This is a genomic window from Gordonia sp. (in: high G+C Gram-positive bacteria), from assembly GCF_049647785.1.
Taxonomy (GTDB): domain Bacteria; phylum Actinomycetota; class Actinomycetes; order Mycobacteriales; family Mycobacteriaceae; genus Gordonia.
In genome coordinates this window covers 1-24,185 of record NZ_JBARYI010000091.1, presented here as the reverse complement: position 1 = coordinate 24,185, position 24,185 = coordinate 1, and the positions used below count along the sequence as shown (strand labels likewise).

At 63.2% G+C, this 24,185-nt stretch carries 20 protein-coding genes and 2 tRNA genes; 16 read left to right on the top strand and 6 right to left on the bottom strand.

The features are described 5' to 3' along the window. From WBA38_RS15930 to gatB, 3 genes are read left to right on the top strand one after another with little or no spacing between them, the layout of a single operon-like run. Positions 1 to 642 carry a response regulator gene (locus tag WBA38_RS15930; RefSeq protein WP_424294890.1) on the top strand — a complete coding sequence of 214 codons (642 nt, stop codon included), beginning with the start codon at positions 1 to 3 and terminating at the stop codon, positions 640 to 642. Positions 643 to 697: 55 nt separating this feature from the next. Next, positions 698 to 1,726 carry an ATP-dependent 6-phosphofructokinase gene (locus WBA38_RS15925; protein WP_424294889.1) on the top strand — a complete coding sequence of 343 codons (1,029 nt, stop codon included), beginning with the start codon at positions 698 to 700 and terminating at the stop codon, positions 1,724 to 1,726. A 54-nt stretch (positions 1,727 to 1,780) separates the two neighbouring features. Beyond that, positions 1,781 to 3,286, top strand: coding sequence for an Asp-tRNA(Asn)/Glu-tRNA(Gln) amidotransferase subunit GatB (gene gatB, locus WBA38_RS15920; RefSeq protein WP_424294887.1), 1,506 nt, complete (start codon positions 1,781 to 1,783; stop codon positions 3,284 to 3,286). A gap of 73 nt (positions 3,287 to 3,359) precedes the next feature. Here gatB and WBA38_RS15915 read toward each other — a convergent pair whose 3' ends face one another. Further along, complete coding sequence (locus tag WBA38_RS15915) at positions 3,360 to 4,505, bottom strand: PQQ-dependent sugar dehydrogenase (RefSeq protein ID WP_424294886.1); 1,146 nt, start codon at positions 4,503 to 4,505, stop codon at positions 3,360 to 3,362. Between the two features lie 80 nt (positions 4,506 to 4,585). Here WBA38_RS15915 and WBA38_RS15910 point away from each other — a divergent pair, with 80 nt between their 5' ends. Beyond that, positions 4,586 to 5,803 carry a DoxX family protein gene (locus WBA38_RS15910; protein ID WP_424323100.1) on the top strand — a complete coding sequence of 406 codons (1,218 nt, stop codon included), beginning with the start codon at positions 4,586 to 4,588 and terminating at the stop codon, positions 5,801 to 5,803. An 84-nt stretch (positions 5,804 to 5,887) separates the two neighbouring features. On the opposite strand, the gene ilvD is transcribed toward WBA38_RS15910, so the two are convergent. The 3 genes from ilvD to WBA38_RS15895 form a co-directional block, all read right to left on the bottom strand. Next, complete coding sequence (gene ilvD, locus WBA38_RS15905; RefSeq protein ID WP_424294883.1) at positions 5,888 to 7,732, bottom strand: dihydroxy-acid dehydratase; 1,845 nt, start codon at positions 7,730 to 7,732, stop codon at positions 5,888 to 5,890. Positions 7,733 to 7,876: 144 nt separating this feature from the next. Next, on the bottom strand, positions 7,877 to 9,190 hold the full coding sequence (mgtE, locus tag WBA38_RS15900; protein WP_424294881.1) for a magnesium transporter: 1,314 nt from the start codon (positions 9,188 to 9,190) through the stop codon (positions 7,877 to 7,879). 26 nt (positions 9,191 to 9,216) lie between these two features. Further along, on the bottom strand, positions 9,217 to 9,624 hold the full coding sequence (locus WBA38_RS15895) for a PH domain-containing protein (RefSeq protein ID WP_424294879.1): 408 nt from the start codon (positions 9,622 to 9,624) through the stop codon (positions 9,217 to 9,219). Positions 9,625 to 9,959: 335 nt separating this feature from the next. Between WBA38_RS15895 and WBA38_RS15890 the strand changes: the two genes are divergently transcribed. The 4 genes from WBA38_RS15890 to WBA38_RS15875 all read left to right on the top strand — a co-directional run bounded on the left by WBA38_RS15890 (position 9,960) and on the right by WBA38_RS15875 (position 14,514). Beyond that, a complete protein-coding gene (locus WBA38_RS15890) occupies positions 9,960 to 11,867 on the top strand; it encodes an acetolactate synthase large subunit (protein WP_424323099.1) in 1,908 nt (635 codons plus the stop codon). Beyond that, the gene (gene ilvN / locus WBA38_RS15885) at positions 11,864 to 12,364 is read left to right on the top strand and encodes an acetolactate synthase small subunit (RefSeq protein WP_424294876.1); all 501 of its coding nucleotides are present in this window, start codon (positions 11,864 to 11,866) and stop codon (positions 12,362 to 12,364) included. The genes WBA38_RS15890 and ilvN overlap by 4 nt, the downstream gene beginning before the upstream one ends. 152 nt (positions 12,365 to 12,516) lie before the next feature. After that, positions 12,517 to 13,518 carry a ketol-acid reductoisomerase gene (gene ilvC / locus WBA38_RS15880; protein ID WP_424323124.1) on the top strand — a complete coding sequence of 334 codons (1,002 nt, stop codon included), beginning with the start codon at positions 12,517 to 12,519 and terminating at the stop codon, positions 13,516 to 13,518. A 552-nt stretch (positions 13,519 to 14,070) separates the two neighbouring features. Next, positions 14,071 to 14,514: an SRPBCC family protein gene (locus WBA38_RS15875; protein WP_424323098.1), complete on the top strand. Its 444-nt coding sequence runs from the start codon at positions 14,071 to 14,073 to the stop codon at positions 14,512 to 14,514. Positions 14,515 to 14,634: 120 nt separating this feature from the next. Here the strand turns inward: WBA38_RS15875 and WBA38_RS15870 are convergent, their stop codons facing one another. Beyond that, a complete protein-coding gene (locus tag WBA38_RS15870; protein ID WP_424296975.1) occupies positions 14,635 to 15,303 on the bottom strand; it encodes a serine protease in 669 nt (222 codons plus the stop codon). Between the two features lie 275 nt (positions 15,304 to 15,578). Here WBA38_RS15870 and serA point away from each other — a divergent pair, with 275 nt between their 5' ends. The 3 genes from serA (at position 15,579) to WBA38_RS15855 (ending at position 19,261) form a co-directional block, all read left to right on the top strand. Continuing rightward, complete coding sequence (serA, locus tag WBA38_RS15865; RefSeq protein ID WP_424323097.1) at positions 15,579 to 17,174, top strand: phosphoglycerate dehydrogenase; 1,596 nt, start codon at positions 15,579 to 15,581, stop codon at positions 17,172 to 17,174. A gap of 8 nt (positions 17,175 to 17,182) precedes the next feature. Next, a complete protein-coding gene (locus WBA38_RS15860) occupies positions 17,183 to 18,193 on the top strand; it encodes a 3-isopropylmalate dehydrogenase (protein ID WP_424293260.1) in 1,011 nt (336 codons plus the stop codon). A gap of 117 nt (positions 18,194 to 18,310) precedes the next feature. After that, complete coding sequence (locus tag WBA38_RS15855; protein ID WP_424323096.1) at positions 18,311 to 19,261, top strand: DUF1648 domain-containing protein; 951 nt, start codon at positions 18,311 to 18,313, stop codon at positions 19,259 to 19,261. On the opposite strand, the gene WBA38_RS15850 is transcribed toward WBA38_RS15855, so the two are convergent. Continuing rightward, positions 19,239 to 20,501, bottom strand: a complete 1,263-nt coding sequence (locus WBA38_RS15850) for an MFS transporter (protein ID WP_424323123.1) — start codon at positions 20,499 to 20,501, stop codon at positions 19,239 to 19,241. The two genes, WBA38_RS15855 and WBA38_RS15850, sit on opposite strands and share 23 nt — an antisense overlap. 86 nt (positions 20,502 to 20,587) lie before the next feature. On the opposite strand from WBA38_RS15850, the gene WBA38_RS15845 reads away from it, so the two are divergent. The 5 genes from WBA38_RS15845 to WBA38_RS15825 all read left to right on the top strand — a co-directional run bounded on the left by WBA38_RS15845 (position 20,588) and on the right by WBA38_RS15825 (position 24,070). Continuing rightward, positions 20,588 to 21,358: a fumarylacetoacetate hydrolase family protein gene (locus WBA38_RS15845; protein WP_424293255.1), complete on the top strand. Its 771-nt coding sequence runs from the start codon at positions 20,588 to 20,590 to the stop codon at positions 21,356 to 21,358. After that, a complete protein-coding gene (locus WBA38_RS15840) occupies positions 21,355 to 22,188 on the top strand; it encodes an alpha/beta fold hydrolase (protein ID WP_424293254.1) in 834 nt (277 codons plus the stop codon). Before WBA38_RS15845 ends, WBA38_RS15840 begins: the two co-directional genes overlap by 4 nt. A gap of 55 nt (positions 22,189 to 22,243) precedes the next feature. Continuing rightward, a complete protein-coding gene (gene gltX, locus WBA38_RS15835) occupies positions 22,244 to 23,734 on the top strand; it encodes a glutamate--tRNA ligase (protein ID WP_424293253.1) in 1,491 nt (496 codons plus the stop codon). A 138-nt stretch (positions 23,735 to 23,872) separates the two neighbouring features. Then, a tRNA-Gln gene (locus WBA38_RS15830) sits at positions 23,873 to 23,944 on the top strand. Positions 23,945 to 23,997: 53 nt separating this feature from the next. Continuing rightward, positions 23,998 to 24,070: transfer RNA gene (locus WBA38_RS15825), tRNA-Glu, on the top strand. The last annotated feature ends 115 nt before the right edge of the window (positions 24,071 to 24,185 follow it).

Genomic DNA, 24,185 nt, shown 5'->3' with positions numbered 1-24,185 from the left:
GTGCCGATTACTGTGCTGATTGCCGATGATCAAGCGATGGTTCGGGCGGGATTCGCGGCTCTGTTGGATGCGGCTGACGGAATTTCTGTGCTCGGCGACGCCGAGGATGGGCTCGCCGCCGTCGAACAGGTCCGCCGACTGAACCCCGACGTTGTCCTGATGGATGTACGGATGCCGCGGCGCGATGGGCTGTGGGCGGCCGAGCAGATCATTTCCGGGGGCTCGAATTCGAAAGTGTTGATGCTCACCACCTTTGATATCGACGACTACGTGTACTCCGCGTTGCGCATCGGCGCGTCAGGATTTCTACTGAAGGATGCGCCAGCTGACGAGTTGGTGCGTGCGGTCCGCGTGGTTGCGGCAGGTGACGCCCTGCTCGCACCTTCGGTGACGAAGCGGCTCATCCAGAAGGTCACTGCGACGTCTGGACGTGTGCGCACCAACGCTGCTTCCGCCCTCACTCCGCGTGAGCTGGAGGTGCTGTTGACTGTGGCTGACGGAAAATCGAATGCGGAGATAGGACAGGATCTGTTCGTCTCCGAGCAGACGGTCAAAACGCACGTGAGCAACATGCTGACCAAACTCGGTTTACGCGATCGTGCCCAGGCGGTCGTGTTCGCGTACGAGAACGGACTGAAGTAGAACATGGTCTGATGAAGACCGACATCTGTCTCCTTTCACGAGAGGTCTCACAGCGATGGCCCGATTCGGCATTCTGACTTCCGGTGGCGACTGCCCCGGCCTCAACGCGGTCATCCGCGGGACCGTCCTCCAGGGCACCAAGGTTCACGGGCAAGAGTTTGTCGGCTTCAAAGATGGATTCCACGGCCTGGTCTACGGCGATGTTGTGGATCTGGATCGCACTGCCGTGCAAGGCATTTCATCGCAGGGTGGCACCATTATTGGGACCAGCAGGTTTGGCCCGTATGAACCCGACGGCGGCCCGGACAATATCAAGGGCGTTCTCGCTCGGCTCGGGATCGACGCGGTCATCGCGGTCGGCGGCGACGGAACCATGGCCGCTGCCAACCGCTTGTTGACGGACGGGATCCCGATCGTTGGCGTACCGAAGACCATCGACAACGACCTCAACGCCACCGACTACACGTTCGGTTTCAATACTGCCGTGGAAGTGGCGACCGAGGCTGTTGACCGACTTCGAACTACCGGCAACTCCCACAAACGGTGCATGGTGCTGGAAGTGATGGGCAGGCATGCGGGCTGGATTGCCATGTATTCGGGGGTTGCGGCCGGGGCGCACGCCATTCTGATCCCGGAACAGCCTGAAACACTCGAGCAGATCTGCGAATGGGTCCTCAGCGTCCAGGACCGCGGGCGCTCTCCGATGGTGGTTGTTGCCGAAGGGTTCACCTTCCCACACATGGATGAAGCCCACTCGCATAAGGGTCTCGATGGCTTCAACCGGCCTCGTCTGGGCGGGATCGGCGACATCTTGGCCCCGCTCATCGAAGAACACACTGGCATCGAGACACGTTCGACGACGCTCGGCTACATCCAGCGCGGCGGTGTTCCGAGTGCCTGGGACCGCACGCTCGGCACTCGATTCGGTCAGGCTGTCAGCGACTTGGTCGCCGACGGTCAGTGGGGGCAGATGGTGGCGTTGCGCGGGACCGATATTGTCCGCGTCCCCTTCGCCGAAGCCGTGGGGAATCCTAAAACGGTGCCGCTTGATTACTACCGGGGTGCGCGAGCGATCTTCGGCTGATCCCACGCGATACTGGCGACACCGACCGCGACCGCCCCAGATACGATGGACGGCATGAGTGCGGCTACCGACGAACTGATGGACTTCGACGACGTCATCGAGACCTACGACCCTGTTATGGGTATGGAAGTCCACGTCGAACTGGGTACGGAAACCAAAATGTTCTGCGGGTGCCCGACGGGCTTCGGTGCTGAGCCGAATACGCAGGTCTGCCCGTCGTGCCTCGGACTGCCGGGGGCATTGCCCGTCGCCAACGCGAAGGCGGTCGAATCGGCCATCCGCATCGGCTTGGCGCTGAACTGCTCGATCCGTGAGTCCAGCGTCTTCGCTCGCAAGAACTACTTCTACCCGGATCAGCCGAAGAACTATCAGATCAGCCAGTACGACAAGCCGACGTCGTACGACGGTTACTTGGATGTGAACCTGTCCGACGGGACGGTGTGGCGCGTGGAGATTGAACGCGCGCACATCGAGGAAGACACCGGTAAGTCGCTGCACATCGGTGGTTCGACGGGCCGTATCCACGGCGCGAGCCATTCGCTGCTCGACTACAACCGCGCCGGTGTGCCGCTCGTCGAGATCGTCACCCGGCCAATCGAAGGTGCCGGCGCACGTGCCCCGGAAGTTGCGCGTGCCTATGTCACCGCCCTGCGCGACTTGCTGAAGTCGCTCAATGTGTCCGACGTCCGCATGGATCAGGGGTCGATGCGCTGCGACGTCAACCTGTCACTGATGGCCAAGGGGGCAAACGAGTTTGGCACCCGCACCGAGACGAAGAACGTCAACTCGCTGAAATCGGTAGAACAGGCGGTGCGTTTCGAAATGCAGCGTCAGGCCGTCATCTTGTCGGGCGGTGGCGAAATCATTCAGGAGACGCGTCACTTCCACGAGGCCGACGGCACCACTTCTGCAGGTCGCCGCAAAGAGACTGCCGAGGATTACCGGTACTTCCCGGAGCCGGACTTGCCGCCGGTGATTGCCGATCCGGCTTGGGTTGAGACTTTGCGCGGCACCCTCCCAGAACTGCCCTGGATCCGCCGTGCGCGCATTCAAGAACAGTGGGGCGTGTCCGACGAAGTGATGCGCGACCTGGTGAATGTCGGCGCCGTCGACCTCATCATCGAGACCGCCGAAGCCGGTGCCTCCGCTGACTCGGCTCGCAGCTGGTGGGTATCGTTCCTGGCGCAGCAGGCCAACACCCGTGGCACCGAGCTGGCTGATCTGGCTATCACGCCGAAGCAGGTGGCTGAAGTCATCGGCATGGTCGACGACGGCAAGCTGACGAACAAACTGGCGCAGCAGGTTGTGGTTGCGGTCCTCGACGGCGAAGGCGAGCCCGCCCAGATTGTTGCCGACCGCGGACTCGAAGTGGTGCGCGACGATTCGGCACTGCAGAAGGCTGTCGATGAGGCCTTGGCCGCGAACCCCGACATCGCGGAGAAGATCCGGTCGGGCAAGGTGCAAGCGGCAGGCAAGATCGTCGGCGACGTCATGAAGGCCACTCGCGGACAGGCCGACCCCGCTCGCGTCAAGGAACTCGTCCTGGCAGCTTGTGAGTAGAGGGCTGCTTGCGAGTAGAGGGCTGCTTGCGAGTAGCGAGTTGCCTGCGAGGTAGGGGTTGGGGCCGGGCCTCCTAGGTCCGGTCTTCGCCTGCTTTTGGTGACTCTACGGCGACGCGGTCGTCGAACGACTTCACGTTGGAGCCGGGAGTTGTCTTATTGACGGTGGCGAGTTGCATTGCCGCGCCACCGAAGGTGGTGAGCCGGCCGACGGCACCGTAGGTCTTCGTGTAGTCCTGAGTGTCGGGTTGTCCCACCGAAGTGCTGCCAGCGGTCGGTTTGATGAAGATGTTCATGGTGCGACTTTTTGCGGCGGACACAGCGATCCAGTTGTCGCCGACGGCACATCCGCTGACGCCGGGGCGGTTGGCGAAGGTCCACAGGGTTTGGAGACCTTTGGGACCGACCAGCGATAGGCGGTCGCCTGCCGAGCCGCTGTCGGCGACGAATAGTTGTCCGTCAGCTCCGGAAGATGGGCACAAGGCCACATTGGAGCCGAGCCCCGACGCACGGATGTCCGGTTTGGGTTGCGACTGGTTGGGGTCGATCGAGAAGATTTTTCCTGCGAGCGATGCCTGATTGGTTGCCGCTCCGGGGTTGTCGGCGTCGCCGGTCGCGACGATCAATTCTGTCGGGGAGGCGAAAGAAATCGAACCCAAATTGCCGGTGGGGCCCTTCGGGATTCCCGTCAGGACAGGTTTCACCGAACCGGTCGGCGCGATGCGGACGATCCGATTGTCGGACCCAGTGGTGACAAGGGCATAGATCATCTGATCCTGCATGTACGTCGGCGACATTTCGAAGTCGATGAGGCCGCCGTCACCCGAGGCGTCGATATCGGGAACGGTGGCGACGACTCGCTGTGGTCCGTACCGCTTCGACAGGATAATTTTGCCCGTTGTTCGTTCGGCCACATAGGTGGTGCGTCCCTGGGCGTCGCCTGGGCGCAGTCCGCTTGTCGATTCGAGGCACGTCGCAATAACTGCTGGGTTTGGGTCGATGCACGGTCCCGTCGGCGGCGGACCACCGTCGGGGTTTTCGGGCGGCGCTGGCGGAAGCTGAGGTGCGCGTTCCATCGTCGGCACGTTGGTGAAAGTTCCCTGATCGGCCGCCTGATCGGTCTCACTGAAGTTGGCGCACGAAGTAGCCATCAGTGTTGCGGTGATCGCGGAGGTGACGGCGAGCAGGGCGCGACGGGTGGTCCCGGGGTGCGACGGCATCCCTCCACTCTAACGATCGTTACCAAATCGTCGGGTGGCGCTAAGCCTTCACTGAGGTTGCCGCTAATAGAGTCGAAGTCGTGAGTAGTACCGATGACACGTTCCCGGAGGGTGGCTCTTCGTCGCCAGCCAGTAGCCCCTATGACGAGCCGACCCAAGCGATCGAGAAGGTGCGGGTTAGGCGGCCGAAGCCGGATAACGATGACTTCTTCGACCGGCACGGGCGTAAGCCTGCACCAGAAGTGCGGACGGTGATCGACGCGAAGGCTGCTCGCGATGACGCCGGTGATCAGGCCGACGATGCGGCTACTGAAGCGCTTCCCGTTGCTGAAACCGCGGAGTTGAGCGCCGCAGACGAGGGGCAACTGTCGGACCACGAGGCGTCCACCAACACTGGGTCCAACAAAACTGGGTCCATCATCAAGGCTGAGCCGCTTCCGACGGAAAATCCGGTGAAGAAGAGCGTCTCTGACGAGCCTGTCCGCACTGAGCCGTTCGTGGACGATGACAGCTCTGCGATCGCGGACGCTGATTCCGACGACGACGAGGCGGCGCAGCGTCGCCGCTATGCCGAGCACCTAACGGAGCCGCCGCTGCCCTACATCGAGCCGCAGCCCACGACGCCGCTCGAATTCGAAAACGACTACACCGAAGAGTTGCCGACGCACCTTCCCGAGGCCGCGGAACCAGCAGTGGTGAGTGAATCCGGGCCCGAGGTGGTGCCCGTGCGTCGAGGCACCCTCGATCTGGGTCTGCTCATTCTGCGGGTCGTCGTCGGCTTGACGTTCACGCTGCATGGTTTGCAGAAGCTGACGGGCTGGATGAACGGCCCCGGTCAGAACGGTTTCGCCGATTACCTGGCCAACAAGCCGAACCCGGCCATCGGGTTCCACGACAACGTGACGACGATCCTGTCGTTGGCTGCGGGTATTACCGAGACTGCTGGCGGAATCCTGCTCATTCTGGGCCTGTTGACGCCGATCGCGGGTGCCGCGTTGCTTGGCACCATTCTTGTCGCGCTCACGTACAAGGCGACGCTGGCCGGTGGCCTCTGGTTCTTCAATGCGGACGGTGGCGGCAATGGACTTGAACTGGAGATTCTGTTGGCTGCGGCCGCCATCGCGCTCATTTTGACCGGTCCGGGTACGTATTCCGTTGACCGTCGCTGGGGTTGGTCGCGGCGTCCCGCATGGGGATCTGCCGCCTGGGTCATCGTCGGCATCGGTGCCGCAGTCGCCGTCTGGATGATCTTCAACGGTTCCAACCCGCTGCAAGCGACGGGACATTTCATTCCGTAGGGTTACCCGTACCAAATGGCCAGTGCCCGTTGTGACTTTGCTGAAGTCACAACGGGCACTGGCTATTTGGCGGAACGAGTCGAGCTAGTCGACGACGCGCACAGCGCCCTTGTCGGCTGAGGTTGCGAGCTTCGCATAGGCGCGAAGTGCGGTCGTGACGACGCGGTCGCGGTTAACCGGCTTCCACGGGTTCTCCGAGGCTTCCATCTTGGCGCGGCGGTCGGCGAGGGTTTCGTCGTCGACGAGGAGTTTCAAAGCACGCTCCTTGACGTCGATGTAGATCTCGTCGCCGTCTTCGATCAGACCGATCGCGCCGCCAGCGGCAGCCTCGGGTGCCATGTGGCCGATCGAAAGACCAGACGATCCACCCGAGAAACGACCATCGGTGATGAGCGCGCACTTCTTGCCCATGCCGGTGCCCTTCATAAAGGCGGTCGGATGCAGCATTTCCTGCATGCCGGGCCCGCCAGCGGGACCCTCGTAACGGACGACGAGCACCTCGCCTGCCTGCAGTTCCTTCGACAGGATGGCGTGAACGGCAGCCTCCTGGCTTTCCACGACGCGCGCTGGTCCTTGGAAATGCCACAGGTCTTCGTCGATGCCCGCGGTCTTGAGGACCGAACCGTTGGGGGCGATATTGCCACTCAACACGCACAGGCCACCTTCCTCGGTGTACTTGTGCTCAAAGTCGCGGATGCAGCCTTCGGCGGCGTCAGTGTCGAGCGAACTCCACCGATTACTCGTCGAGAACGGCTCCGTGGTACGGACGCCACCGGGCGCTGCATGGAAGAGTTCGAAGGCTTCCTCGGTTGCGGTCCCTGACCGAATGTCCCAGTCGTCAAGGAACGAGGCCAACGTCGGGGAGTGAACCGTCGACGCGGTGTCGTCGATCAGGCCAGCGCGCCGCAGTTCGCCGAGGATGGCGGGAATGCCGCCAGCCCGGTGCACGTCTTCCATGTGGTAGTCGGAGTTGGGCGAAACCTTCGACAGGCACGGCACGTTCCGGCTGATCTCGTCGATGACATCGAGGTTGAAGTCCTTGACCTCGCCTTCCTGGGCGGCGGCGAGAATGTGCAGCACCGTATTAGTACTGCCACCCATGGCAACGTCGAGTGCCATCGCGTTGCGGAACGCCGTCGCCGTGGCGATGTTGCGGGGCAGCACCGAGGCATCGTCGTTCTGGTACCAGCGGTTCGCCGCTTCGACGATCGTGGTGCCTGCGCGTGAGAACAGGTCGCGGCGCGCAACGTTGGTTGCGAGCGTCGAACCGTTGCCCGGCAGAGCCAGACCCAACGCCTCGGTGAGGCAGTTCATCGAGTTGGCGGTGAACATGCCCGAGCACGAACCGCAGGTGGGGCAGGCGCTGAGTTCGACAGCGGCCAAACCGGCGTCGTCGACCTCGTCGTTCGCGGAGGCAGAGATGGCGGTGATCAAGTCGGTCGGTGCCTGGGCAACACCGTTAACGACGACGGCCTTACCGGCCTCCATCGGTCCACCGGACACAAACACGGTCGGGATGTTCAGTCGCATCGCGGCGTTCAGCATGCCGGGCGTGATCTTGTCGCAGTTCGAAATGCAGACCAGGGCGTCAGCGGTGTGCGCGTTCACCATGTACTCGACGGAGTCGGCGATGATCTCCCGGCTAGGAAGGGAGTAAAGCATGCCGCCATGGCCCATCGCGATACCGTCGTCGACGGCAATCGTGTGGAACTCGCGGGGTACGCCACCGGCGGCGCGAACAGCGTCCGCCACGATCTCGCCGACATCCTTCAGGTGCACGTGACCGGGCACAAACTGGGTGTACGAGTTGGCGATCGCAACGATCGGCTTGCCGAAATCGTCGTCGGTCATTCCGGTGGCGCGCCACAGGGCGCGGGCACCGGATGCTTCACGGCCGACAGTGGTGGTGCGAGAGCGCAGGGCTGGCATGAAAATTCCTCGCTAGATAAATCGCTGAATGGGGCCCGAACGGGCTGTTGATCGGACGCAGTCCACATTACGCGCCGCCCGATGGCCAACCGTTTCCGGTGGTGGACAGCACGTTTGGCCCGGCGGTCGCTGCCGCGAATCCCGTCAGATGCCAAGCACCGTTTTAGCGATCATGAAATAGATGACCAGGCCGGTGGCGTCGCAGAAGGTGGAAATGAACGGCGTGGAGAAGACTGCGGGGTCGACGCGCACAGTTCTGGCGATCAACGGCATCAGGCCGCCGACGGTAGCAGCAACCATACAAACTGACACGATCGTCAAACCGATGACGGTGCCGATGCCGAAGTCGTAGGCGATGCCAGCGACTAGGAAGCCGACTAAGCCCAGCGCCGAACCCATGGTGATTCCGACACTGAGTTCCTTGCCTGCGACCCGCAGGACGTCGGCCGTGGTGACTTCGTCAATTGCCAGGGCGCGGGTCACCGTGGTTGCGGCCTGGGAACCGGTGTTGCCACCAATGCCGGTTAGCAGGGGGATGAATAGGGCCAATGCGACGCGCTGTTCCAAGGTTCCCTCGAAGATCTCCAGCACGTTAACCGTCAAGATCGCCGAGATCGCCAAGACGAACAGCCACACGATCCGTGCCCGCGTGATCGCAAACACCGAGGCCTGCAAGTACGGCGTCTTAAGGACTTCGCGGGCACCGGCGCGAGCCTCGTCCTCGTCGCGAGCGGCTTCGACGACTTCCGCGGCGTCATCGAGGGTCAGCAGTCCCAAGAGACGATCTTCGGCGTCGACGACGGGCATCGCCAGGACCGCGCGGTCGATACAGCGTTGCGCGGCCGATTCGGCGTTCTCGTCGGCGTACGCGAAGATTGGCGCCTTGGTGTACGTCTCGACGAGCGACTCCGGATCCGACAGCAGCAGATCTCGCAAGCTCACGACCCCGACCAGGCGGCGTTGATGGTCAACGACCGGGACCGTATAGATGGTTTCCGAATCCCGACCGCCCGCCTTGATACGACCGATTGCCGTCGCACACGTGTCGTCGGGGAACACGTGCACAAACTCCGGACTCATCCGGCGGCCCACCGATCCGCGGGCAAAGCCAAGAACAACGGCCGTCGCTTCGCGTTCAGCGGGGGACAGGCTGCGAATCAAGGACGTCGCGACCGTCGCAGGGAGTTCGTCGAGCAGTTCTGCACGGTCATCGGGGTCGAGGTGGTCGAAGGCGTCAACCACTTCGGCGGTCCCCAATGACTTGATGAGCGCCGCTTGAGCACCGGGGCTGAGGTCGTCAAAAACGTGGACGGCGTCATCTTTGGCAAGGAGCCGAAAGGCGATAGTCCGGTCGCCGGAATCCATCGCGTCGAGCATGGCTGCCGCATCTTGCGGGGCCAGCAGCGACAACTGCTGACCAACTTCGGCGAGGTCACCGTCGTTTATGGCACTCTGCAACTGCCGGACTGAAACGACCGCCACGGCTAGTCGGCGGCCAGACGGGCTTCCCGCTCAGCGGCGAACGGGTCGGGGACTCGGCCGCCGCTCGCCTTTGCCAGGGCGGGCAAATCATTGAAACTGACTGAGGGTAGTCGCACGGAAGAGTCGTCGTTCAGTACGACGCAGACCGGGCTCCACTTCGGGAAACGCAAACCGTTCACGTCGTGCCACGGAATGCGAACCGTCTTGAAGGTGCCGACTGCGGTGATGCCTTGTTCGTCGACGACGGTCTTGAGGCGGCGAATCCACCAAATCAGCGCCAGGGGGACCACGATGGTCCACGCGAAGCCGGGCACAGAGATGCCCATCAGCATGAGAACGAGAAGCAGCGCGACCGGGACAGCGAAGTACGCGAGTTTGGAGATGGTGAAAACGTGAGGGGACTGCGTCATATGGTCCATTCTCTCACGCGGGGCGCGTGCGCGGACCTCCGCGGAGCGGCCAAAGTAGCGTCATCACCGGCGACGATTTGACGTAACCATTGGTCCTGTCCTATTTTTGTCTCGTGATGAATCAGAAACTTCTCGTAGTAATCGGTAGGCGCGTCGACGCCTGATCGGTCACTTCGTGAACCTTCGAGATCAATTACGACGCGCCCCTCGCACAGCCTCGCTGGCGAGGGTTTTTTCTTGCCAGGAACCGGTCGAAAGTGACCGCGAGGGCCTGAGCGGGGAAGCGTGAGCAGTGCAACAGAACAGGCCAAACACAAGAGGATGAGGATCGTGCAGTGAGTACTCCAACAGCACGCGGGTCGTCGACCCGACCGCAGTCGCCGTCCACCGAGGGCATGAGTTCGCCGAGTGCCGTTGTGGCACCCGAACGCGTCACCGGTGCGCAGTCGGTAGTTCGGTCGCTTGAAGAGCTTGGCGTTGAGGTCGTTTTCGGCATTCCGGGCGGCGCAGTGCTCCCGGTTTACGATCCGTTGCTCGACTCGACGAAGGTCCGCCACGTGCTGGTCCGTCACGAGCAGGGTGCCGGTCACGCAGCCACCGGGTACGCGCAGGTCGCAGGCCGTGCAGGCGTCATGATGGCGACGTCGGGACCCGGAGCCACCAACCTGGTGACCCCGCTCGCCGACGCCCAGATGGACTCGGTTCCGGTTGTCGCAATCACCGGCCAGGTCGGCACGGCCTTGATCGGCACCGACGGGTTCCAGGAAGCTGATATCTCCGGCATCACCATGCCCATCACGAAGCACAACTTCCTGGTGAGCTCGGCGATCGATATTCCTCGCGTTATCGCGGAGGCCTTCTACATCGCCGAATCAGGCCGACCGGGGGCCGTCCTCGTCGACATCCCGAAGGACATCCTGCAGGCGCAGACCACGTTCTCGTGGCCACCGCAGTTTGAACTCCCCGGCTACCGTCCCGTCATCAAGCCGCACGGCAAGCAGATCCGGGAAGCGGCACGCATGATCGCGCAGTCGCAGCGTCCCGTGCTGTACGTCGGTGGCGGCATCATCAAGGCCGAGGCCTCCGAGGAACTTCTCGAACTCGCCGAACTGACCGGCATCCCCGTCGTCACCACCCTGATGGCGCGCGGCGCATTCCCGGACAGCCACGAGCTGCACATGGGTATGCCCGGCATGCACGGCACCGTCGGCGCAGTCGGCGCGCTGCAGCGCAGCGACCTGCTGATCACCCTCGGCGCCCGCTTCGACGACCGCGTCACCGGCCAGCTCAACTCGTTTGCGCCCGACGCCAAGGTGATCCACGCCGACGTCGACCCCGCCGAGATCGGCAAAAACCGTGACGTCGATGTCCCGATCGTTGGCGACGCCAAGGCCGTCATCATCGACCTGCTCGAGGCGATCCGCACCGATCTTGCCGCCGGCGGCAGCAAGCCGGAGATGACCGAGTGGTGGACCTACCTCAAGGGCCTCCGCGACACCTACCCGCTGAGCTACGACGGCCAGTCGGACGGTTCCATGTCGCCGGAGTTCGTCATCGAAACCCTCGGCAACATGGTCGGACCGGACGGCGTGTTCGTGGCCGGCGTCGGCCAGCACCAGATGTGGGCTGCCCAGTTCATCAAGTACGAGAAGCCGCGTTCGTGGCTGAACTCGGGTGGTCTTGGCACCATGGGCTATTCGGTTCCGGCGGCGATGGGGGCCAAGGCCGCCGCACCGGAGAAGGAAGTCTGGGCCATCGACGGCGACGGCTGCTTCCAGATGACGAACCAAGAGCTCGCTACGTGTGCCATCGAAGGTCTCCCGATCAAGGTCGCGCTGATCAACAACGGCAACCTGGGCATGGTCCGCCAGTGGCAGACGCTGTTCTACGACGAGCGGTACTCCAATACCGACCTGTCGACCCACTCGCGGATGATCCCCGACTTCGTCAAGCTCGGTGAGGCTCTCGGCTGCGTCGCATTCCGCGTCGAACGTGAAGAAGACGTCGCACCGGCTATCGCCAAGGCCCGCGAAATTAACGACCGTCCCGTCGTCATCGACTTCATCGTCGGCAAGGACGCACAGGTGTGGCCGATGGTCGCCGCCGGAACCGGCAACGACGAAATCATGGCCGCACGCAATATCCGTCCGCTGTTCGACGATGAAGAACTGGCGGGCGACCCTGTCGATACCGACGCGGTCATCGACCGTTCGCAGGCAGACACCGAAGGGAACGACAAGTGAGCACCCATACTCTGAGCGTCCTGGTCGAAGACCGACCCGGCGTCCTGGCTCGCGTCTCCGGCCTATTCTCCCGCCGCGGATTCAACATCGAATCCCTCGCCGTGGGCCCCACCGAACTCAAGGGCATCTCGCGCATGACCATCATGGTCTCCGTCGAGGACTTCCCCCTCGAGCAGGTCACGAAGCAGCTCAACAAGCTCATCAACGTCATCAAGATCGTCGAGCAGGAACCGGAGAACTCGGTTTCCCGCGAGCTGATGTTGGTCAAGATCCGCGCTGACGCCACCAACCGCAGCGAAGTGATCGATGTCGTAAACCTGTTCCGCGCCAAGGTCGTTGACGTCTCGCCGGAGTCGGTCACCGTCGAAGCAACCGGCACGGACGACAAACTCGACGCACTCCTGCGCATGCTGGACCCGTACGGCATCCGCGAGATTGCACAATCGGGCAGCGTCACCCTGGGTCGAGGACCCAAGAGCATGTCGGCACACCGCTGACCGCTCGGTGACGACCCCGGTCGTGGCCACCGCAACCCCCACGCGGTTGAATGGTCATGACGTTAGAACGGTCGGCGACGACCGAAAAGCTTTTCCAGACAAGCCCAAATTTTTATGGGAAGTACCGAAGGGATTTAACTGTGGCAGTCGAGATGTTCTACGACGACGATGCCGATCTGTCGATCATCCAGGGCCGCAAGGTCGCCGTGATCGGATACGGCAGCCAGGGCCACGCGCACTCGCTGTCGCTCCGTGACTCGGGTGTCGATGTCGCGATCGGCCTGCGCGAAGGCTCCAAGTCGCGCGAAAAGGCAGAAGAGCAGGGCCTCAAGGTCATGGGCACCGCCGAGGCAGCAGCCTGGGCCGACGTCATCATGCTCCTCGCTCCCGATACCAGCCAGGCGCAGATCTTCACCGAAGACATTGAGCCCAACCTGAACGACGGCGACGCGCTGTTCTTCGGCCACGGACTCAACATCCACTTCGGGCTGATCAAGCCCCCGGCCAACGTGACCATCGCCATGGTTGCACCCAAGGGCCCCGGACACCTCGTTCGTCGCCAGTTCGTCGACGGCAAGGGCGTCCCCGCCCTCATTGCCGTCCACCAGGACCCCAAGGGCGAAGGCCAGGCGCTCGCGCTCAGCTACGCCAAGGGCATCGGCGGCACCCGCGCAGGCGTCATCAAGACCGACTTCAAGGAAGAGACCGAGACCGACCTCTTCGGCGAGCAGGCCGTTCTCTGCGGTGGCACCGAAGAACTCGTCAAGACCGGCTTCGAGGTCCTCATCGAGGCCGGTTACGCCCCCGAGATGGCCTACTTCGAGTGCCTCCATGAGCTCAAGCTCATCGTCGACCTCATGTACGAGGGTGGCATCGCCCGCATGAACTACTCGGTGTCTGACACCGCAGAGTTCGGCGGCTACCTGTCGGGCCCCCGCGTCATCGACGCCGACACCAAGGAGCGCATGAAGGCGATCCTGTCCGACATCCAGGACGGCACCTTCGTCAAGCGCCTCGTCGCCAACGTCGAAGGCGGCAACAAGGAGCTCGAAGGTCTCCGCAAGGAGAACGCTGAGCACCCGATCGAGGTCACGGGTCAGAAGCTTCGCGACCTGATGAGCTGGGTCGATCGTCCGATCACCGAGACTGCTTAGTCTCAGCCTCGCCTCGTGCAACTCAAGGCACCGTTGGATTCCTTCCGACGGTGCCTTGAGTATTTGTTTGGGGGCTAAAGGTCAAAACGTGTGTACAGAATCGCAAACTTACCGCCCCTGACGTCCGCAGATCGTAGGTCGAACATGCTTTGAAAGCATGTTCGGTGTCAGGTTCTGGGAATTAACCACCAGCGCTGGCCGCACCTGATGCAGGTGCAAACAATGCGGTGCCTCCAGCACGTGACCGGTGGACTCTCGTTCGCCCGGAGCACTACAACCCGCCACCCAAACGACCCAAGCAACAACCGTTGAGGACGAGCAGCTCGGTTTGGGACGACGGCAACGGGATCCAGCAGGGGTGGGGCACTCAATTGGATTAAGACCCGTGGCAGGGGGCTACGCCCCCGAGATGTCCGCTAGCGCGCTGTCACTGTGGGGGCTTCAGAAAGCTGCCCCCGCCCAAGCCTGTTTGCGTCGTCGTTTGCGGTGTCGCTTATGATCTGCGGAATGCTCTGCAGTGTTAGTTGGGGCCATTACTAGGGGAGAAGTGAGATGGGCGAAGTACGCCACGAAGCAGTGATCAACAGTCCGCGCGAGAAGGTTTTTGCCTACGTCGACGACTACCGGAACGTACCCGACTACATGTTCGGCGTCGACCGCTTCACGCCGACCACCGACATCGACCACGGGCTCGGGGCAGAGTTCTCGACCGCCATCAAAGTCGGCCCTAAAGAGCTCGCGTCAACCGTTCGCTGCACCGAATGGGTCGACGGTGAACTGATCAAACTCGCCTCCGTAAAGGGCTTCGGCGCCGACACCGACTGGGCCTTCGCCGACGGCGACGAGCCCGGCACCACGATTCTGAGCGTCCGCTTCGGCTACACGTTGCCCGGCGGGCTCGCTGGCAAAGTCCTCGGCGGCCTCATCGGGCCCTTCGCCGAACAGGGCGTCAAGCACGTCGAAAGCAAGATCCGCGACGCGATCGAGGCAAGCTAGTCCCTTATCGCACCACTTCCGGTTGTCGCACATGTCGCGACCAAATGTGACAACCAGAAGTGGTGCGAGAACGAAGAAGGCCCCGACCGCTGTGCGGTCGGGGCCTTTCGATCAAGTCGGTCAGATGACCTTGAAGTTGTTGTAGCCGATCTTGTTCAAGCGGTTCAGGATCGTCTTGATGTTGGTTCCGGTCTCCGGGCCGAGGCAAGAGACGAAGTAGTAGGCGTTGACCATGCCGACCAACTGATCGCCGACGACAACCGGGCTACCCGAGTCGCCTTCGATGACGCACATCTGGCTGAAATGCGAGTAGCCGTCCGAGAACCAGGTGATTCCGCAGGTGTTACCCGTGGTGCGGCCTTCCTTGCACAGGATGGTCGGGAACTGCACGGGTGCCGTGTTGACGCGGCGGATCGTCACGCCGTTCACGGTGCGAACCGGAGCAACCTTGCTCTCGTCGAGGTCAATCACGGCGACGTCAATATCCGAAGCGGTGTACGCGATGGTGCCAATCTGGCCGCGGTTCTGGTAGCGCTCGGAGTAGACCTTCTGGCCACGCTTGCCACAGTGACCTGCGGTAATGCCGATCAGCTCGCCCTTATTTGCGCCAGCCGTAGGGCGTCCGACAGTCGTCACCGTGCACGCTGCAGCAGTGTTCCCGCCCTTCAAAACCAGGATTCCGGAGCCGCCACCAAGCGGAACCTTCGGCGCAGCTTCAGCAGTTCCGAACCCCACCAGCGACATCAACGCCGCTGCGATGACTGCAAGCAGCACCATCGACTTCTTCATAAAAGATCTCCGCTCAGTACGTTTATTGCTGCTGGCCGCGACAACGGCGACGTGCCAACTGTAGGTGCCTTGCCAGCGACCACCAATGTGTTCCATCACTTGCGAGAAGGTTGTGACGGAATTGAGACGCCTAACGAAGGGTACAGGCCCGACGTGTCGGACACCACATTCAGTTGAGGCCAACTGTGCTTGGCGGGCCTCGGCGACCTACCATAGTAGGGAAATCTCGGGTGCCGGACGTGGCACTCTTCACCGGAAGAAACCTGGAGAAAGTAGTGACCGAAACCGGCCGTCCCGTTGTCCTCATTGCTGACAAGCTCGCCCCTTCGACGGTGGAAGCCCTCGGCTCCGACGTAGAAGTTCGGTGGGTCGACGGCCCCGATCGTCCGAAACTCCTGGAGGCGGTCGTCGACGCCGACGCCATCCTGGTGCGCTCGGCCACCACGGTCGACGCTGAGGTTCTCGACGCAGGCAAGAACCTGAAGATCATCGCCCGCGCAGGCGTTGGCCTCGATAACGTCGATGTGCCCTCAGCCACCGAGCGCGGCGTCATGGTGGTCAACGCCCCGACCTCCAACATTCACTCGGCCGCAGAGCATGCCGTCGCACTGCTGATGGCAACCGCTCGTCAGGTCCCCGCAGCCGACGCGACCCTGAAGGAGCACACCTGGAAGCGTTCGTCGTTCTCCGGCGTTGAACTCTTCGACAAGACCGTCGGCGTCGTTGGCTTGGGCCGCATCGGCCAGCTCGTCGCGCAGCGTCTTGCCGCCTTCGAAACCAAGATCATCGCGTACGACCCCTACGCCTCGGCCGCCCGCGCCGCACAGCTCGGCATCGAGCTCGTCTCGCTCGACGAGGTCCTCGAGCGTTCGGACTTCATCACCGTCCACCTGCCCAAGACGAAGGAGACCGCCGGCCTCATCGGCCCGGACGCACTGGCCAAGGTGAAGGACGGCGTCATCATCATCAACGCCGCCCGCGGTGGCCTCATCGACGAGCAGGCGCTCGCCGACGCCATCCGCTCCGGCAAGGTCCGCGGCGCTGGCCTCGACGTGTTTAACACCGAACCGTGCACCGATTCGCCGTTGTTCGAACTCGACCAGGTTGTCGTGACCCCGCACCTTGGCGCTTCGACCGCCGAAGCACAGGACCGCGCGGGCACCGACGTCGCCGCGAGCGTCAAGCTGGCCCTCGCAGGGCACTTCGTTCCCGACGCCGTCAACATCACCGGTGGCCCGGTCGACGACGAAGTCGCTCCCTGGTTGGAACTGTCCCGCAAGCTCGGCCTCCTCGCGGGCGTCGTCGCTGGCGGCATGCCGACCCACCTGACCGTCGAGGTGCGCGGCGAATTGTCCGCCAACCCGGTCGACGTCCTCGGACTCTCGGCGCTGCGCGGACTGTTCTCGGCCGTCGTCGACGAGCCCGTCACCTTCGTCAACGCCCCGGCAGTTGCCGGCGAGCGTGGCGTCACCCACGAGGTCGTCACCGAAACCGAAAGCCCCAACCACCGCAGCCAGGTCGACGTGCGCGCCGTGTTCGCCGACGGCAGCATCGTCAACGTGGCAGGCACCCTGACCGAGCCGCAGCAGGTCCAGAAGATCGTCAACATCAACGGCCGCAACTTCGACCTCCGCGCCGAAGGCCGCAACCTGCTGGTCAGCTACGCCGACCAGCCGGGCTCGCTCGGCAAGATCGGTACCGTCCTCGGCGGTGCCAGCGTCGACATCGAGGCCGCCGCACTTGCGCAAGACGTTGATGGCGAAGGTGCCACGATGATCCTCCGCCTCGACCGTGAGCTCGACGACGCGCTGCTGGCTTCGGTCGGCGATGCAGTCTCGGCCACCCTGATTAAGCAGGTGAACCTCGGATGAGCAAGCCGATGAATCTCGCTGTCATCCCCGGTGACGGCATTGGACCAGAGGTCGTCGCCCAGGCGTTGAACGTGCTGCGCAAGCTGCATCCTGACGTCACGACCACCGAGTTTGATTTCGGTGCACGCCGCTACCACGACACCGGTGTGCTGCTGACCGACGAAGACGTCGCATCGCTGCGCGAGCACGACGCGATCCTCCTCGGCGCGATCGGCGATCCGTCGGTGCCGTCGGGTGTCCTGGAACGCGGCTTCCTGCTGAAACTGCGTTTCATCATGGATCACCACGTCAACCTGCGACCGTCGTTCCTGTTCGACGGCGTGCAGTCGCCGCTGGCCGGGAACCCGAAGATCGACTTCATCGTCGTTCGCGAAGGCACCGAGGGCCCGTACACCGGTAACGGTGGCGCCATCCGCGTCGGCACTCCCAACGAGGTCGCCACCGAGGTCAGCGTCAACACTCGCTTCGGTATTGAGCGCGTGGTTCGCGATGCGTTCGCTCGCGCGCAGGCCCGCGGCAAGAAGCTGACGTTGGTCCACAAGAACAACGTCCTCACCTTCGCTGGCTCCATGTGGGCGCGGACCGTCGAAGAAGTCGGCACCGAGTTCCCCGAGGTCACCACCGACTACCTGCACATCGATGCGGCGACCATCTTCATGGTCACCGATCCGGGCCGCTTTGACGTGATCGTCACCGACAACCTGTTCGGCGACATCATCACCGACCTGGCCGCTGCCGTTTCCGGCGGCATCGGTTTGGCGGCGTCGGGCAACATCGATGCCAGCGGCGTCAGCCCGTCGATGTTTGAGCCGGTCCACGGTAGTGCCCCCGATATCGCGGGCCAGAACATCGCCGACCCGACTGCGGCCATCTTGTCCGTGGCACTGCTCCTGCGTCACCTCGGCGACAACGAAGGTGCTGAGCGCGTGGAGAAGGCCGTCGCCCAAGACGTCGCCTCCCGCGGCAGCGAGCGCGGTGCCACCGACGAGGTCGGTGCTCGCATCCTCGCTCTCGTGTAAGCAATCCACGAGTAACGACTGAAGGCCTTGGGCCGCTCGATGATTCGGGCGGGCCAAGGCCTTTTTCGTCCCGTGAGCGATTTATGTCCTGTCGGTCCGCACCGCTACGGTTGGGCCATGGGTGAAACTGCGAAAAGGACCGTTGGGCCGCTGATTGCTGTGGTCGCCGGAGTCGTGGGCTGTGTGTTGCTGGCCGTGTGGTCGGGGAAGCTTCCCGACCCGGTGGCGTCACACTTCGGCATGGACGGCGGCGCAGACGGCTTCTCGTCGCTGACCAACGTCATCCTCATCGCCGCGACCACGGCAGTCGTTGGTGCCTTGATCGCCGCATACGGTGCCTTCATTGCCAAAGACACGACTACCAGTCGTATCCTCGTCGGGATCGGTACCGGCACCGCAGTGTTCATCATCGCGACCGAAGTGTGGATCACCGCGAGGCAACGCGGGCTCGCCGACGCGGCCGAGGCGACGGCCCCGAACTGGGTGATGGTTGTTTGCGGCCTGATTTCGCTGCTGATCGGCATCGGTGCTGGACTATCGACGCCAGCTCGCGCTAGTGACTACGGCCGTACGAAGGCGCTCGGTGAGGTGCCCGTCGCGCACGACGGCCGCCGCGAGTGGCAGGGAACGGCATCTGCTGGCGTTACGGGACTCGTGGCCATGGGTGCCTCTGTCGCCGTGCTGATCGGGCTCGGGGTGGTGATGACCAGCTGGTTCCTGCTCGGCTTGGCCGTGTTGGTGGCTATTGTCAGCTTGGGCTTGATGGGGTCAATCAAGGTCACCGTCTCGAGCGACGGATTCCACGCGCACAACTCGCTCGGCTGGCCCAAGATCGATATGGCGCTTGCCGACATCCGACGCGCGGAAGTGGTGAACGTCAACGGATTCCGTGATTTCGGTGGCTGGGGCTACCGGGTGGCAGGCCGAGGCGAACTCCGCGGGGTTAAGGGCTTCGTGCTGCGGTCGGGGGAGGCGTTGCTGGTCGTCGGGGACGACCGTCGCGAGTTGGTCGTCGTCGACGGCGCAGTCGAAGCGGCTGGCATCCTCAACGCACTGGTGTCTCACTGATCCGAGGCGTTGCGTCTTTGGGGACTAACCCGACGGCGATCAGCGGAGCGATCGCACTCACGGCAAACGCCGCCGGATAGCCTGCGGCTTGGATGAGTGCTCCCAATACCGGTGTGCTGGCTGCCGTCGTCACGTACTGCGCCGTGTTCTGGACACCGAGGGCTCGGCCACTCCACGATCCGCCCGCGAACTCGGCGATGGCGGTGAAGGCCAGTCCATTGTCGGCAACCGAACTGATGCTGGCTAATACCATCACCGCGGCGGCGAGAGGTGAATTCAACCAGTCGGCCAGGGCCAGCAGTGCGGTCGTGGCACCGGCGGCGACCGCAATTGCCCGGATCGGGCGCATGCGGGAACCCCACACGTCGGAAATACGGCCAGCGACAATTCGGCCGACGGCACCGACCACTTGGGTGGCGGTCACCAGGATTCCCGCACTCAGCGGAGACCACCCGTGCCCAACGATTAGCCATGCGGGCACAAATGTCCACAGCATCGACTGCGGGATCACCAGCAGGACACTGACCGCGTGGACGCGCTGCAGGAACGACGACGCGCGGTACGGGTTGGCCGCTGCGCCAGGGTGACCGGTGGCCCGTTCCAATGGTGGATCGACGATCCCGAAGACCACGGCGATCAGTCCGACGGTCGTGACGACGACGGGCACAGCGAATGCTGCGACCAAGCCGGCAGTTGCGGCCAACACCGGCATAGTTAAGGCGCATACCGCGATTCCGAGGGGTTGCGCCATCTGGCGGATGCCCATCGCGGTCCCGCGCTGAGAAGCGGGAAACCACCCCACGACGATCCGGCCGCTCGCGCCGTTCGCGGCACCGGCACCGAGACCGGCGATCAGCAGGCCCGCGGCGAGCGTGGTGAATCCGGCACCCACCGCCGCAGCGATCAAGGTGGCGACGGTACCCGCCAGGGTGATTAGCAGCGATACCAGGAGGACGCGTCGTTCACCGAAGCGATCCAAGGCCGCGCCCCAGGCAATGATCGTCAGCGTCAGGCCGATGGTCGGAATGGCCGCCAGGGTGGCCGCTGACGAGAGCGACATCGCGTGCGCCCGGTGTAGTTCGGGGATCACGTAGGCGACGCCGGCGGTGGCGCACGTGGTGGTCATAGCGGCGATGAGTGCGCACGCGAGCATGGTCCACGCGCGGGCGTTGGAGATGTTGGCCGTGGCACCGTCGGTGTTGGGCATCTGTGGACTCCTTTTCGTCCGCGTCGAGGCTATCGCGCCACCGTTCAATTGTGTCTCACATAGTGAAACTTGTGTTCCATAGTGTAAAACATCGACATGGGTACGTTAGCCTTGAGGGTATGAAATTGGGTCGTATTGCCAGTCCTGACGGCGTCGCATTCGTAGCGATCGAAGGTGCGGAAGGAAGCGAAACCGCCCGCGAGATCGCCGAGCATCCCTTCGGTGATCCCACCTTCACCGGCCGGTCGTGGCCGCTGTCCGACACGCGCCTTCTCGCGCCGATCCTCGCGACCAAGATCATCGCGATCGGCAAGAACTACGCCGCCCACGCGGCCGAGATGGGATCCGAGGCCCCGGCCGACCCCGTCATCTTCATGAAGCCCAACACCTCGATCGTCGGACCGGAAGCCCCGATCGTGCGCCCTCGCGGTGCCACTCGCGTCGACTACGAAGGTGAACTTGCCATCGTCATCGGCCGTCCGGGCAAGGACATCCCCGCAGCCAAGGCCAAGGACTTCATCCTCGGCTACACCGTCGCCAACGACGTCACCGAACGTGATCAGCAGAAGTACGACGGCCAGTGGACCCGTGGAAAGGGCTACGACACGTTCTGCCCGCTCGGCCCGTGGATCGTCACCGATCTCAATCCCGAAGACGTCGCCATCAGCACCCAGCTCGACGGCGAGACCAAGCAGGCGAGTCGGACCTCGCTGATGCTGCACAGCGTCGGCGAAATCGTCGAATGGGTGTCGCGCGTCATGACCTTGCTTCCCGGCGACGTCATCCTGACCGGCACCCCGGAAGGTATCGGCCCCATGACTGCCGGCCAGCGCGTATCGGTGACGGTCGAAGGGATCGGCACCCTCAGCAATCCGGTTATCGACAAGTGACCCGACCCGGTGCGGTTCGGCCGCAGACTGCCACCCTGAACTCAATCACCGTGTCGTACACCGACGTTGGTGTCGGCCCGCTGGTCGTGATGGTCATGGGCACGGGTAGCCCCGGACGCGTGTGGCACGCGCACCAACAGCCAGCGCTGGTCAAGGCAGGCTATCGCGTGGTGACCTTCGACAATCGAGGGATCGCGCCGTCGAGCGAGTGTGCCCAAGGCTTCACCCTGGCCGACATGGTCGCCGACACCGCCGCGCTCATCGAGCACCTCGGTGGCCCGGCGCTCGTCGTGGGGACTTCACTCGGTGCGCGAATCACGCAAGAGTTGGCGCTCTCTCGACCTGATCTGGTGAAGGCTGCGGTAATGCTCGCGACCTATGGGCGTCCCACCCCAATGCTTGAGGCCGTTTCGCAGGGCGAACGTGAACTGATCGATAAAAACATCACGCTGCCCGAGTCGTACCACGCGGCTCTGACTGCACACATGAATCTGTCGCCGCATACGCTGTCCGACGATCGCGCGGCGCGCGACTGGCTCGATATCATCGGATTCAGTGGTCAGACCCGTTCGCCGGGTGTCCGCGCCCAACTCGACCTCCACGACCGCGAACAGAATCGTCTCGCCGCGTACCGGGCGATCGCCGTGCCGTGCTTGGTGGTTGGGTTCGCAGATGATCGGACGCTGCCGCCGTATCTGGCGAAAGAGGTGGCTGAGGCGATCCCCGGGGCGGTGCACCGGGTTATCGAGCGGGCCGGACACTACGGCTACATTGAGCGGCCGGACGAAGTGAATTCGTTGATCTTGGAGTTCTTCGACAGCAATCGGTGAGGCCGGTGGACGGGCCGCCTCGATGGTAGTCGGCACACTGACTAACATTGTGGGCATGACCAGTGCCGCAAACGTTCGCGTCCGCTTCTGCCCGTCACCCACCGGAACCCCGCACGTCGGCCTCGCCCGCACGGCGTTGTTCAACTTTGCGCAGGCCCGCCACGACGGCGGTACCTTCGTCTTCCGCATTGAGGACACTGACGCGGCTCGTGACACGCAGGAGTCGTACGATGCGATCCTCGACGCGCTGCGCTGGCTGGGTCTGGAATGGGATGAAGGTCCCGAAGTTGGTGGCCCGTACGGTCCGTACCGCCAGTCCGAGCGCAAGCAGACGCATCTTGACGTCGTCGCTCAGTTGCTCGAGGCGGGGGAGGCCTACGAGGCGTACTCGACCAATGAGGAAGTCGAGGCTCGCCACAAGGCCGCCGGACGCGACCCGAAGCTTGGCTACGACAACTTCGATCGTGACCTCACCGACGAGCAGCGTGCCGCCTATCGGGCCGAGGGTCGCAATCCGGTGGTTCGACTCCGCATGCCCGCCGAAGACATCAGCTGGACCGATCTGGTGCGCGGCACCACCACGATCAAGGCGGGAACGGTTCCCGACTTTGCGTTGACCCGCGGCAACGGTGACCCGCTGTACACGCTGGTGAACCCGGTCGACGACGCGATGATGAAGATCACGCATGTCCTGCGCGGTGAGGATCTGCTGTCGTCGACTCCGCGCCAGATCGCGCTGTACCAGGCCCTCATGCGCTTGGGTATTGCCGATGCAGTGCCGGAGTTCGGGCACCTGCCATTCGTGATGGGCGAGGGAAACAAGAAGCTTTCGAAGCGGGATCCCGAGTCGAGCCTGTTCCACCACCGCGACCGCGGTTTCATTCCAGAAGGCTTGATCAACTATCTGGCGCTCCTCGGGTGGGGTTTTTCGGGCGACGAAGACATCTTCTCGATTGAGGAAATGATCGAGGCCTTCGACGTTCGCAATGTGAACTCGAACCCGGCACGCTTTGATCAGCGAAAGGCTGACTCGATCAATGCCGAGCACATCCGCCGTCTGGACCCCGCTGACTTTGCCGCGCGCCTAGAGACGTTCCTGATCAACGCTGGCAACCTATCGGAGCCCGTCGAGCCCGCCAAGTGGGCTGTTATTGCCGATCTCGTGCAGACCCGCATTCAGGTGCTTAGCGATGCGTGGGGCCTGATTAAGTTCCTGTTCGTCTCCGACGAGGACTTCGTCTACGACGAGAAGTCGGTGCAGAAGAACTTCGGCGGCGAGGCCACGGCCGTCCTTGATGCCACTATCGCCGTCTGTGAGTCGGTCGACACCTGGGACACCCCGACTCTCGAAGCTGGTTTGAAAGCGGCGCTCATTGACGAGATGGAACTGAAGCCCCGCAAGGCCTTCGGTCCGGTCCGCGTTGGTGTCACGGGTGCTGCGGTGAGCCCGCCCCTGTACGAGTCGATGGAATTGCTCGGTCGGGAGAAGACGATCGCCCGACTGCGCGGTGCGCGCGAGCTCGCAGCCTCGATGGCTGCGCAATAGCTGCGCCCTCGTCGTCGGGCTGAAATTGTGGCCTCTGACCAGCCGATTTGTGTTTGGGTAGGGGGTTCTTGGTATTGTTCTTCCCGGCTCGAAAAGCGCCGCGACCACAGCGTCTTGGCGGATTTCGGGGCAATACCTTGGGGTATGGTGTAATTGGCAACACAGCGGTTTCTGGTACCGCCATTCTAGGTTCGAGTCCTGGTACCCCAGCGAAGTTCACAGAGGTAGTTCTCTGTGCACTTTACAATTGAATGTTTTCCTAGGGCCCCGTCGTCTAGCGGCCTAGGACGCCGCCCTCTCAAGGCGGTAGCGCGGGTTCGAATCCCGTCGGGGCTACAGAAAAGAGAAGGTCCGTACCGAAAGGTGCGGACCTTCTCTCGTTGGTGCGACAACCCACTCCCCGGGTGTTCTCGCATGATGCGTGCGTTCCCGCTACACGTCAGACGTGTAG